General features: G+C 68.6%; 11 protein-coding genes. 3 read left to right on the forward strand and 8 right to left on the reverse strand.

The genetic code is table 11. From position 1 onward, the window contains the following. Positions 1–2: 2 nt before the first annotated feature. From ACYVB7_RS00745 to ACYVB7_RS00765, 5 genes are all read right to left on the reverse strand, one after another. The gene (locus tag ACYVB7_RS00745; protein ID WP_460504615.1) at positions 3–704 is read right to left on the reverse strand and encodes an ABC transporter permease; all 702 of its coding nucleotides are present in this window, start codon (positions 702–704) and stop codon (positions 3–5) included. 50 nt (positions 705–754) lie between these two features. Next, positions 755–1,537 carry a type 2 periplasmic-binding domain-containing protein gene (locus tag ACYVB7_RS00750; protein ID WP_460504617.1) on the reverse strand — a complete coding sequence of 261 codons (783 nt, stop codon included), beginning with the start codon at positions 1,535–1,537 and terminating at the stop codon, positions 755–757. A 215-nt stretch (positions 1,538–1,752) separates the two neighbouring features. Further along, entirely contained in the window at positions 1,753–2,694 is a 942-nt protein-coding gene (gene rocF, locus ACYVB7_RS00755) for an arginase (RefSeq protein ID WP_460504619.1), read from the reverse strand. Further along, the gene (locus ACYVB7_RS00760) at positions 2,691–3,032 is read right to left on the reverse strand and encodes a hypothetical protein (RefSeq protein ID WP_460504620.1); all 342 of its coding nucleotides are present in this window, start codon (positions 3,030–3,032) and stop codon (positions 2,691–2,693) included. Before ACYVB7_RS00760 ends, rocF begins: the two co-directional genes overlap by 4 nt. 62 nt (positions 3,033–3,094) lie before the next feature. Further along, the gene (locus tag ACYVB7_RS00765) at positions 3,095–4,177 is read right to left on the reverse strand and encodes an ornithine cyclodeaminase (RefSeq protein ID WP_460504621.1); all 1,083 of its coding nucleotides are present in this window, start codon (positions 4,175–4,177) and stop codon (positions 3,095–3,097) included. Positions 4,178–4,306: 129 nt separating this feature from the next. On the opposite strand from ACYVB7_RS00765, the gene ACYVB7_RS00770 reads away from it, so the two are divergent. From ACYVB7_RS00770 to ACYVB7_RS00780, 3 genes are all read left to right on the forward strand, one after another. Then, positions 4,307–4,732 (forward strand): Lrp/AsnC family transcriptional regulator, encoded by a 426-nt coding sequence (locus ACYVB7_RS00770; RefSeq protein ID WP_460504622.1) that lies wholly within the window; start codon positions 4,307–4,309, stop codon positions 4,730–4,732. Positions 4,733–4,825: 93 nt separating this feature from the next. Continuing rightward, the gene (locus tag ACYVB7_RS00775) at positions 4,826–6,571 is read left to right on the forward strand and encodes a SulP family inorganic anion transporter (protein WP_460504623.1); all 1,746 of its coding nucleotides are present in this window, start codon (positions 4,826–4,828) and stop codon (positions 6,569–6,571) included. Positions 6,572–6,611: 40 nt separating this feature from the next. Then, positions 6,612–7,670: a pirin family protein gene (locus ACYVB7_RS00780; RefSeq protein WP_460504624.1), complete on the forward strand. Its 1,059-nt coding sequence runs from the start codon at positions 6,612–6,614 to the stop codon at positions 7,668–7,670. On the opposite strand, the gene ACYVB7_RS00785 is transcribed toward ACYVB7_RS00780, so the two are convergent. From ACYVB7_RS00785 to ACYVB7_RS00795, 3 genes are read right to left on the reverse strand one after another with little or no spacing between them, the layout of a single operon-like run. Next, a complete protein-coding gene (locus ACYVB7_RS00785; protein WP_460504625.1) occupies positions 7,628–8,152 on the reverse strand; it encodes a DUF2867 domain-containing protein in 525 nt (174 codons plus the stop codon). The two genes, ACYVB7_RS00780 and ACYVB7_RS00785, sit on opposite strands and share 43 nt — an antisense overlap. Next, positions 8,149–9,183, reverse strand: a complete 1,035-nt coding sequence (gene miaA / locus ACYVB7_RS00790) for a tRNA (adenosine(37)-N6)-dimethylallyltransferase (protein WP_460504626.1) — start codon at positions 9,181–9,183, stop codon at positions 8,149–8,151. Before miaA ends, ACYVB7_RS00785 begins: the two co-directional genes overlap by 4 nt. Before the next feature lie 42 nt (positions 9,184–9,225). After that, positions 9,226–10,518 (reverse strand): multidrug effflux MFS transporter, encoded by a 1,293-nt coding sequence (locus ACYVB7_RS00795; protein WP_460504627.1) that lies wholly within the window; start codon positions 10,516–10,518, stop codon positions 9,226–9,228. Positions 10,519–10,532: the final 14 nt, after the last annotated feature.

Consider the following 10,532-nt stretch of genomic DNA (forward strand, 5'->3'; position numbering starts at 1 on the left):
TGTCAGAACCGTCCGCGGCGCACGCCGACCGAGTAACGCTGTTCCAACCAGCGCAAGCCCACCAGCGACACGCTGGTGAACACCAGGTAAATGAGGCCCACCAAGGCCAGGAACACCAGCGGCGCGTTGGGGATGGTGCCTCGGGCCGCCGCACCGGCCTGCTTGGCCACATAGGTCATGTCCTGCAGGCCCAGCAGCGACACCAGCGCCGTGGCCTTGAGCAGCACCAGCCAGATGTTGGTGAACCCCGGCAAGGCCAGCCGCACCATTTGCGGCAGGGTGATGCGGGCAAACACCTGCCAGCCACTCATGCCATAGGCCCGACCGGCTTCCATCTGCCCTTTGGGAATGGCCAGGATGGCGCCGCGGAACACCTCGGTCATGTAGGCCCCGTAGATGAATCCGATGGTCACCACCCCGGCAATGAAGGGGTCGATTTCCACGTAGTCCTCGTAGCCCATGCCCTCCAACAACTTGTTCAAGCCGATCTGGCCGCCGTAGAAGATGAGGAGCATCAGCACCAGGTCGGGGATGCCGCGGATCAGGGTGGAGTACACCCCTGCCGCGGTCGAGGCCACCCGGTGCTCAGACAACTTGGCCAACGCCCCCACCAACCCCAGCACCACCGACACCGCCAAGGAACCCAACGCCACCTCCAAAGCCAACAGGGCACCTTGAAAGATGGCGGGCAGGTATTCGTTCATGGGCGGTACGGATCTGGAGTCAAACGCTGGGTTGGGGGCCGGAGTGGGGATCAGTCACCCCAGATGTCGGTGCCCTTGAAGTAGGTGTCGCTGATCTGTTGCCACTTGCCGTTGGCGCGGATGGTGCCAATGGCTTTGGTCAGGGCTTCCTTCAGGTCCTTGTCGGACTTGCGCACGGCGGCACCGGCGCCTTCACCAAAGTACTTGGGGAACTTGAGCGGCTGGCCCACAAAACCGAAGCCCTTGCCGTCGGGGGTGTCCAGGAAACCGCCCTTGACTTCCATGATGTCGGCCACGGTGCCGTCCAGGCGACCGGACTTGATGTCCAGGTAGACCTGGTCTTGCGCTTCGTAAGGCACCACGGTGACGCCGGCCTTTTTCAGCTCGCCCATGGCGTACTTCTCTTGGGTGGAACCCTTGAGCACGCCGATCTTCTTGCCCTTGAGGCTGGCGGGGGAGCCGTCGGTCTTGATGTCGCTCTTGACCACGATTTGCGACAGCGTGTTGTAGTACTTGGAGGAGAAGTCCACCTGGCGCTTGCGCTCTTCGGTGATGGACATGGAGGAGATGATGGTGTCGTACTTCTTGGCGGTCAGGCCGGGGATCATGCTGTCCCACACCTGTTCGACGAACACACACTTGGCCTTGACTTCGTCACACAGCGCCTGGGCAATGTCCACATCGAAGCCGGTGGGCTTGCCATCGGCGGTCTTGAAGGTGAAGGGCTTGTAGGTCGGGTCGATGGCGACGCGGATTTCCTTCCACTCCTTGGCAGAGGCAGACAGGGAAACACCCAGGGCCAGGGCGGCCATCAGCAGGGACTTCTTCAGCATGGGGTTGAACTCCAACAATGAAACAAGAAAGACGCGCAACGTCAGTCGGTGACGTTCGGTGCGTGGGCACTTGTTGCAAGAAGCATGCCGTGGACGCGCTGCCAAACGTTTGCTGAGCCCGTGCACGCCCACCAAGCCGACCAGCATAGCACCGGTGCGGCCAGGATTTTCGGCCACTTGTAGAGGGTTTGCCCCAGTCGGGGTCGGGGCGGGGTTCAGGCAGGGCGGGCCCGCATCAGCGTGCTTTTGCCGAACAGGCTTTCGATCAGGTCCACGGCCAGTTCGGCGGTCTGGTTGCGCACGTCCAGCGCGGGGTTGAGCTCCACGATGTCCAGCGAGGCCAAGCGTCCGGTGTCCGCGATCATTTCCATGCACAGCTGGGCTTCGCGGTAGGTGGGGCCGCCACGCACCGTGGTGCCCACGCCCGGGGCGATGTCGGGGTCCAGAAAGTCCACGTCCAGGCTCACGTGCAGGTGGGTGTTTGCGTCCACCAGGGCCAGGGCCAGCTCCATGGTGTGGCGCATGCCCATCTCGTCGATGTAGCGCATGTCGTACACCTCGATGCCCATCTCGGCCACCCGGCGCTTTTCGCCCGCGTCCACGCTGCGGATGCCGATCTGCCGGATGTCCTTGGGGTTGAGCCGGTGGCCGGGGCCGCCCAGGTCCACCAGTTCATCCGGGCCGTGGCCGCACAGGCAGGCCACCGGCATGCCGTGGATGTTGCCGCTGGGCGTGAGGGTGGCGGTGTTGAAGTCGGCATGGGCATCGAACCACAGCACCCGCAGCTTCTTGCCCACGGCCTTGCAGTGCCGGGCCACGGCGCTGATGGAGCCGATGGCCAGGCAATGGTCACCGCCGAGCATGATGGGCAGGCGCTGCGCTTGCAGCTCGGCCAGGGTGGCCTCGTGCAGGCTGCGGTTCCAGGCGGCCACTTCGGCCAGGTGTCGGTAGCCACCCACCGCGGCCTGCCAGGGGTTGGGGGGGCCGGAGAGGTTGCCGCAGTCTTTCACGTCGTGGCCCTGGGCGGCCAGGGCAGGGCCCAGGCCAGCCACCCGCAGTGCCTCGGGGCCCATGCGCGCACCCTGGGTACCGGCCCCCACGTCCGTGGGAACACCGATGAGGCTCACGCCGGGCAAGTTCGCTGGGGGCAGGGTCATGGGCGAGGCCCTTCAGGGAATGGAAATGCTGGGGCTGCTTGCGGCTTCTGGCGCAACGGGACCAAACCCTTGGGGTCGGACGGGAAGGCCAGCCACTGGACATCGGTGCCGCCGTTGCGCAGCACCCATTGGTTGATTTGGAGGGTGATGACCACGCCCACCGTGAGCGTCAACACCAGGCCCGCCACGCCCAAGGCACACCAAAAAAGCCATGTGGTGGTGGCAACGTCGGGGGCCAGGCTGCGACCGGACACCCCCAGCACGGTGCCCAGTCCGAGCACCGCCAGAACGACCCGTGTGGCGAGGCCGAGGCGGGTGGGGTTGAAGATCTTGGGCATGTGGGGGCCTTCCTGAGGCGTGTTGTTTGAACGCCGGACTTTACGGGGCATCGATGCCGCCTTCAAGTCAACGCCGCACAAGGGCGGGCGGCGGCTGGCGCGTTCTGTCCCCGCACCAAGGCGTACAGGTCCCGCGGGTTGGCCAGGGCCGGGATGAGCGGCAGGGGTTCGCCCAGGCCCAGGACGGCGGCCTCGCGGGCGAGGTAGCGCAGGGCGCTGTAGTCCTCCAGCGCAAAGCCGACGGAGTCGAACACGGTGATCTGCCCCGGGTTGGAGCGCCCCACCGCTTGGCCCGACAGCACGCGCCAGAGCTCGGTCACGGCAAAGTGGGCGGGCATTTGCTGCAGCTCGCCTTCCAGGCGGGTTTGGGGCTCGTACTCCACAAACACCGGCCCGGCGTGCAGCACCTGGGCGTCCAGCTCGGTCTTGCCGGGGCAGTCGCCGCCCACGGCGTTGATGTGCATGCCCAGGGACAGCATGTCGGCGGTGAGGATGGTGGCGTTGGTCTTGTCCGCGGTGACGGTGGTCACGATGTCGCTGCCCTGCACCGCCTCGGCGGTGCTGCTGCACACCGTGATGCGCAGGCCGCTGTCTTGCAGGTTGGCCACCAGCTTGGCGGTGGCGCTGGCGTCCACGTCGAACAACCGCAAGTGGGTGATGCCCACCAGGTGCTGGAAGGCCAGGGCCTGGAACTCGCTTTGCGCCCCGTTGCCAATCAGCGCCATGGTGCGGCTGTCGGGTCGGGCCAGCACCCGGGCGGCCATGGCCGAGGTGGCTGCGGTGCGCAGGGCGGTGGTCAGCGTCAGCTCGCTCACCAGCAAAGGCGTGCCGGTGAGCACATCGGCCAGCACGCCAAAGGCCATGACGGTGGGCAGGCCGTGCCGGGTGTTGCCCGGGTGCCCGTTCACGTACTTGAAGGCGTATTGCGCCTGGTCAGCCACGGGCATGAGTTCGATCACGCCCACGTCGGAGTGGGCGGCCACGCGGGCCGTCTTGTCGAAGTCGGGCCAACGCAGGAAGTCGGCCTGGATGTGGTCGGCCAGCTCGCGCAGGCAGGTGGCCAGGCCTTTGTCGGCCACCAGGGTGGCCACGTCGGCAGGGCTCAGGAAACGGATGGGGAGTACGGAGGATGTGGCGTGGCGCATGGCAGTCACCGAGGGTGTTGGGGGCTGGTGGTCAGTGTCCGATCCGGCGCTGCCAAATCAAATCAGCAGAAAGTTGTCAAAAGTTCAAAACCTTGAACAAAATGGCAAACAAAACTGACATTTTGAACCATGGACGACCTGGACCAGCAACTGATTGCCCTGCTGCGGCAAAACGCCCGCGAATCCGTGGCCACGCTGGCCACCCGCCTGAAGGTGTCTCGGGGCACGGTCACCAACCGCATTGCGCGCCTGGAAGACCAGGGCGTCATCGTGGGCTACACCGTGCGCCTGCGGCCCGACGTGCAACCCAACGACATCCGCGCCTGGATGAGCATTGCGGTGGAGGGCAACACCACCCGGGTGGTGATTGCATCGCTGCTGGGCGAACCTGGGGTGGCCACCCTGCACGACACCAATGGCCGCTGGGACCTGCTGGCCGAGCTGCGGGCGGCCAACCTGTCGGACCTGTCGCAGGTGCTGGAGCGCATCCGCCTGATCAAGGGCATCCGCAGCACCGAGACCAGCATCCACCTGGAAACCTACCGCACTGCCTGAGCGGGCGACTCCCCGGTGGCCGGGCAAGCGGAACCCCGGCTGTGCGGCGATTGGCGTCGTTTGTGGGTGAAACGCGCGGCAGGCCGTGGCACCATGGCGCCCATGAGCCTGCCCGCCGCCCTGTTGCCCGCCTGGATTCGCCACTACCCGCGCCACCACCTGCGTGACGACGTGTTGGCCGGTCTCATCGTGGCGGTGCTGGTGGTGCCGCAAAGCCTGGCCTATGCGCTGCTGGCGGGCTTGCCGCCCCAGGCGGGGCTGTACGCCAGCATCGTGCCCGTGGTGGTGTATGCCCTGGTGGGCAGCAGCAACACCCAGTCCATGGGGCCGGTGGCCATCACCGCCATCATGACGGCGTCAGTGCTGGCCCCGCTGGCGCAGCCCGGCACACCGCAGTACGTGGCGCTGGCGGCCACGCTGGCGCTGATGTCGGGGGCCTTGGTGCTGGCCTTCGGGCTGCTGCGGCTGGGTTTTTTGTCGCAGCTGCTCAGCCGCCCGGTGGTCAGCGGGTTCATCTCGGGATCGGCGGCGCTCATCATCCTCAGCCAATGCAAGTTCCTGTTGGGTGTTCCGGCCCCGTCCGGTCCCTCGTGGGCGGTGCTGCTGGCGCTGTGGCAGGGCCTGCCGCAGGCCCACCTGCCCACGGTGGCCCTGGCCGTGGGCGCTGTGGCGGTGTTGGCGCTGTCCCGCAGCGCCTTGGGGGGGCGGCTGGTGGCTGCAGGGCTTTCTCGCGCCGTGGCCGACGGCGTGACACGCTTCATGCCGCTGGGGGTGGTGGCCGTGTCCACCGCGCTGGTGGTGGGGCTGGACCTGGACACCCTGCACGGCGTGGTCGTGGTGGGGCCGGTGCCCGAGGGGCTGGGCGGCTTCACCACGTTCTGGCCGGGCTGGGACGAGGTGCAGCGGCTGGCCGGCCCTGCCCTGGTGCTGGCCTTCATCGGCATGGTGCAGAACATCACCATGGCCCAGGCCCTGGCCATCCGGCGGCGTGAACGGCTGGATGCCAACCGCGAGCTGGTGGGCCTGGGGGCTTCCAACGTGGCGGCGGCGTTCTGCGGGGGCATGCCGGTGGGCGGGGGCATGTCGCGCACGGCCATCAACCTGGCCGCCGGGGCGCAGACACCGCTGGCCAGCGTGGTCACTGGCGTGGCCATGCTGGGCCTGGTGTGGGCGGGCACCCGCTGGTTTGCCCACCTGCCATTGGTGGTGCTGGCGGCCACCATCTCGGTGGCGGCATTCGGCATGATCGACCTCAAGGCCTTGCGCCAGGCCTGGGGCTACGACCGCGCCGACGCCCTGGCCCTGCTGGGCACCGCCCTGGGCGTGCTGGTGCTGGGCTTGCAGGCGGGCATCGTGCTGGGCATTGCCTTGTCGCTGGCCACCCTGCTGTTGCGGGCGAGTACCCCCCACATCGCGGTGATTGGCCGCATTGCCGGGACCGAACACTTCCGCAACGTGGAGCGCCACGGGGTGGAAACCCTGCCCGGCGTGTTGTTGCTGCGCATCGACGAAAGCCTGTTCTTCGGAAACCTGAGCGCGGTGGAGGCTCGTTTGGGGGCCGAGCTGGCAGCCGCCCCCGACACCCACGACGTGGTGTTGATCATGAGCGCCGTCAACCGGGTGGACACCACCGCCATGGAGGTGCTGACCGACCTGCACCGTGAACTGCTGGCGCGTGGCATCCGGCTGCACCTGGCCGAGGTCAAGGGCCCGGTGCAGGACCGGCTGATGCGCACCCCCCTGTGGCAGGCGTTGCAGGGGCAGGTGCACCTGTCGGTGAACGCAGCGTTCGAGGGGCTGGGAGCCCCGGTTCAGCCCCATGGACTTCAGCCCCATTGATGGCGTGACAGCCGCCAAGCCGGGGACAATCGGACACACCATGCCCCACTCGACCCCCACCCCTCCCACCAACGCCTGGATGGCCATGGCGGCCCTGCCGCCCAGCCCCAGCCCCTGGCCCACCATCGACCCCTTCCTGTTTTGCGTGCACCACCACGACGCCTACCCCGCGGGCAAGGCCGACCTGGGCGTGGCCGCCAGCCTGCAAGGGCGCAACGTGGGCAGCGACTTCAGCGCCCGTGACGGCTGGAGCCTGTACCACGGCGACAACGTGCCGGGCTTTCCCGCCCACCCGCACCGCGGGTTTGAAACCGTCACCCTGGTGCGCCAGGGCCACATCGACCACAGCGACTCGGTGGGGGCCACCGCCCGTTACGGGCAGGGCGATGTGCAATGGCTCACCGCGGGGGCGGGCATCGTCCATTGCGAAATGTTCCCCATGCTCAACCAAGAGGCGGGCAACACCACCGAGCTGTTCCAGATCTGGCTCAACCTGCCCGCCAGCCACAAGATGGTGAAGCCCCACTTCACCATGTTCTGGCACGAGCACATGCCCCGCGTCACCCTGACCGACGCTGAAGGCCGCCACACCCAGGTGGTGTGTGTGGCCGGACGCCTGGGGGCGTTGCAGGGCCTGGAACCGCCGCCCGACTCCTGGGCCAGCCAGCCTCAGGGCGACGTGGCCATGGCCACCGTGCGCCTGCAGCCCCACGCCCGCTGGACGCTGCCCGCCAGCCTGGGCGCAAACACCCTGCGCATGCTCTACAGCCTGGGGCCGGGTGAGCTGCAGGTGGACGGCCACACGCTGCCCGCCCGCCATGTGGCCCAGCTGCACGGCCCCGTGGACTGCGAGCTGGTCAACGGCCCGCAGGAGGTGGAACTGCTGCTGTTGCAGGCCTGCCCCATTGGTGAACCGGTGGCCCAGTACGGCCCATTCGTCATGAACACCCAGGCCGAAATCCGCCAGACCTTTGCCGATTACCAACGCACGGGTTTTGGCGGTTGGCCCTGGCCCGCGCCTGACCCGGTCCACCCGCGTGAACAGGGGCGCTTTGCTCAGCTGCCCAGTGGTGAGCGGATCACCCCACCCAGCGCCTGAGCCACGCGGCGCACCATCACCTTGGAAATGACCCAGTGCGCGGGCCACACCGCGGCCAGGTAGACCCAACCCCAGGCGTTGTGCGGGCGCACCCCCGTGCCCACCACCAGCCGGGGCGGCCCGTCTGCCGGGGCCTGGTGCTGGATGACGATGCGAAAGTCCAGGTGGCGGTCGTTCTCACCGATCACGGCGCAGCCCGGCGCGGTGTGGAGGATGCGAAACAGCCCCAGCGTCTGTCCCACGCGCAGGTCCAGCGTGGCGGGGTTGGCCGGGGCCGACGGCATGGGGCCGGTTTTCAGGCCCAGGCGGCTGACCACGCGGTTGCGCAAGGCCATCAATCCATCCACCCAGGCCGGTGAGGCCCCGGCAAAGGCGCACAGCAGCGCCTCGCCGTGTGCGGGCTGCCCGTCGGCGCCCAGGGGGCAGGGCGCAGTGTGCTGGTCATGAAAGGGGTGGTCGAGCAGGGTTTGCAAGGGGTTCATCCCCACACGCTGCGCACGCGGGCCAGCACGCGCTGGGGCAGGTCGGGTTGGTCGCAGGCTTCCACCCAGCGCCCGGGCATGCTGCGCAGCCAGGTGAGCTGGCGCTTGGCCAGTTGGCGGGTGGCGGCGGTTCCGGCGTCTCGGATGTTGCGAATGTTTTTGGCCTCCAGCGCTTTATTTGAAAGCGCAGGGTGCTCCTGAAACCATTGCATTTCGTCCCACGCCTGGCGGTAGCCCACGCAGCGCATGCTGGGCAGGTCGGCGTGCAGGTCGGGGCGTTGCATCAGGGTGTGCACCTCGTCCAGCAGGCCCTGGTCCAGCATCTGCTCAAAACGCTGGGCAATGCGCTGGTGCAGCCAGGCGCGGTCGGTGGGCTCCAGGCTGATGACGGGCATGGGCAGTTCGGCGGGCGGTGCGTCGGCCTCGGTGCGTGCTGTGCGGGTGTGCAGGGCCGACAGCGGCTGCCCGGTGGCGCGGTACACCTCCAGCGCCCGGCCGATGCGCTGGCTGTCGTTGGGGCTGAGGCGCTGGGCGGTGACCGGGTCCACCTGCGCCAGCTCGGCGTGCAGCGCGGGCCAGCCCCGTTCGCGTGCCTGGGCGTCGATCACGGCGCGCAGCTCGGGCTGGGCGGGAGGCAGGTCGTCCATGGGCTCCAGCAGCGCCTTCAGGTACAGCAGGGTGCCGCCCACCAGCAGTGCATGGCGGCCCCGGGCGTGGATGTCGGCGATCAGCCGCTGGGCGTCGGCAGCGAATTCGGCGGCGCTGTAGGCCTGGGCCGGGTCGCGGATGTCGATCAGGTGGTGGGGCACGCGGGCCAGCTCGGCGGGCGTGGGCTTGGCGGTGCCGATGTCCATGCCGCGGTACACCAGGGCCGAATCGACGCTGATGATTTCCAGCGGCGTTTCTTGCTGCCACAGGCGGGCCAGCTCGTCGGCCAGCCACAGGGCCACGCCGCTCTTGCCCGAGGCGGTGGGGCCCACCAGGGCGATGGGGCGGGGCAGGTCGGTCGGGTGGGGGCCTGGGGTGGGCATGTCGGGGTGGGACGGGTCAGGTTGGGGCAGGTCAGGTTGGGGTCATGGCCTGGGCTGGGGAGATGTCATCACCGCCACGGGCGCGGCACACGTGCCCGAGCCCCCGTGCCGCTGCACCAGCGTCCAGGCCGTGCCGGTGAGGAAGGTGGCCCAGAACCACACCCCGTTGGTCAGCGGAAACACCGTGCCGTCCATGCGCCAGCCCAGCCAACTGCCAACGGCAAAGGCCACCACCATCATCAGCACCCCGCTGAGGGCCGAGGCTGCGCCCGCGGCCTGCGGAAATGGCCCCACGGCCCCTGACTGACCGCAGGGCTGGTGGATGCCGTGGCCCAGCGTGAACACGCAAAACGGTACCAGGATGGCCAGCGGGTGGATCACCCCCACCCAGGGCAGCACGCCCAGTACCGTGCCACCGAGCAGGGTGATGAAGCCGCCGACCCGCACCGTGCGCTGCACCCCGAAACGCGCCAGCAGCCGCCGACACAGGAAGGTGCCCACCAGGTACGACACCGCCATGGCGAACATGGCCCAGCCGTACACCAGGCGCGACAGGCCCAGCACGTCGATGAACACGAAGGATGACGACGCCAGGAACGTGAACAGCCCGGCATACGACGCCGTGGCCAGCAGCCCGTAGGCCCAGAACGTGGGGTGGCGAAGGATCTGGCCCCAGGTGGCCGCCAGGGCCGCCGGGTTCAGTGCCCGCGGGTTGGGGTGCTGCACGGTTTCCTTGAAGCGCCAGGCCACCACCACCAGGGTGACGCCGCCGAACACCGCCAACGCCCCCAGGGCCGCCCGCCAGTTCCAGGCGCTGGCCAGCGCACTGCCCACGGGGGCGCACAGGGCGGCAATCACCCCCAGGCCGCTGAGGGCCTTGCTCAGCACCCGTGCGCCTTGCTCGGGCACGTACAGGTCGCGCACGATGGCCCGCCCGGCCATCACCGCCGCGCCCATGGCTGCGCCCTGCAACACCCGCCACAGCACCAGCCAGCCCATGCTGGAGGCCATCAACGCCCCCACGGCGGCCAGGGTGTACAGCCCCAGCCCCGTCAGCAGCACCGGGCGGCGGCCCCAGCGGTCCGACATCGGGCCCCACACCAGTTGCGACAGGCCAAACGCCAGCAGCAGGCCCGACAGCGTCAACTGCGCCTGCGACAGGCTGCCGCCAAAGTCCTGCCGGATGGCGGGCAGCGCGGGCAGGTACAGGTCGGTGGTGACGGGTTGCACGCCCAGCAGCATGGCCAGGATGAACACCACCGTCACCGGCGTCATGGCGGTGGCGGGGGGCTGCGGCGCGTCAGGGCCGTGGGAGGGGGCTGGCGGTGGGCTCATGGGGGGATGGGGAC

Source organism: Hydrogenophaga soli, assembly GCF_054777695.1.